The following is a 1,176-nucleotide window of genomic DNA, read 5'->3' as shown; positions in this document are numbered from 1 at the left end:
CAGCCCCCACATCTCGAGTGGCCCCGTTGTCCCCATGCTCTGGTGGATTGGGACGCTGTCCACAACCGAGAGAACGGGGCTGGGCCCAGCCGCTCTGGCGCACAAGGCTCGTCCCATGACCAACCATGAGCGCGCCCTTGCGGACGAAAGGCGACGTCGAGACCACCTGTTCGAGCGTTGCCGCGCTCTGGCCGAGCAGCTGCCGCCGAACTGCGCGTTCTCGCACACGACGGCGCTGCGACTCCACGGCCTGCCGATGTCGTATGCCATGGACGAGGACGTCCGGATCCACGTCGTCCGTCCGATCACGAGCTCGCGGATCAAGCAGCCCGGGGTGGTGGGCCATCGCGCGCTGCACCCGCGGGGGATCGCGCTGGAGCGAGGTGTCCGCGTCGTCGACCTCGCGGACACCTGGGCAGACCTCGGCGAACTGGTCGGACGTGGCCTTCCGGTCGGCGTCGACGACACGATCGTGGTCGGGGACGCGATCGCCACCCGGCTCGGTTCGGTGAAGCCGCTTGCGACAGCACTGGGCAAGCGCAACAGACCCCGGGGCAAACGCACCCTGGGCGAAGGCCTTCCGCTCATCAGGGTCGGCTCCGCCTCGCCCGGGGAGACGCGCTCCCGGATCATGTTGGTCCGGTGTGGCCTTCCAGAGCCTGGGCTCAACGTGCCGATCTGGTCGAGCACCGATCCAGGCGTACTGCTCGGCATCGGCGACCTCGTCTGGGTCATTCGCCGGCGGGGGCTACCGGACATCAAGGTCGTCGGCGAGTACCAGGGAGCCGCCTTCCACTCGACCCCAGAGCAGCGTGCTCACGACGAGGTGCGGTGGCACGGCTTCTCCCGAGATGGCTGGCGCGTCGAATACATCTGGAATGCGGACCGATCCACTACAGAATCGCGCCGGCTCACCGTGCTCCGCTTTGCGGATGCCCTCGACGTTGCACCGGGTTCTCTCGACTTGTCAGCGTGTGAGCCGCGCTTCTTCTCGCGCTACGCGATGCACCAGGCGGAGGTCCGCAACGCCAGGTGGATCATGCGCTCCACGTGACTGTGGACGCCGGGGCCACTCGAGTGGAGCTGGGTGTGGAGGACGGGGCCACTCGAGTGGGTTGGGGCGCCGGACAAGCCCAGCGGCATACGCCAACTGTGGAGGACGGGGCCACTCGAGTG

General features: G+C 68.0%; 1 protein-coding gene. It reads left to right on the top strand.

Features of this window, described 5'->3' with window-relative positions; all coding sequences use genetic code 11:
* Positions 1-115 precede the first annotated feature (115 nt).
* Positions 116-1,054, top strand: coding sequence for a hypothetical protein (locus LOY02_RS03860; protein WP_317181013.1), 939 nt, complete (start codon positions 116-118; stop codon positions 1,052-1,054).
* Positions 1,055-1,176 lie beyond the last annotated feature (122 nt).

This window comes from Intrasporangium sp. (assembly GCF_032907665.1).
GTDB lineage: Bacteria > Actinomycetota > Actinomycetes > Actinomycetales > Dermatophilaceae > Intrasporangium.
The sequence above is the reverse complement of the archived record's forward strand: the minus strand, read 5'-3'. Positions and strand labels throughout refer to the sequence as shown.

Coding starts and splice junctions, on each gene's coding strand:
- LOY02_RS03860 (WP_317181013.1), top strand. CDS start 116: ATGACCAACCATGAGCGCGCCCTTGCGGACGAAAGGCGACGTCGAGAC.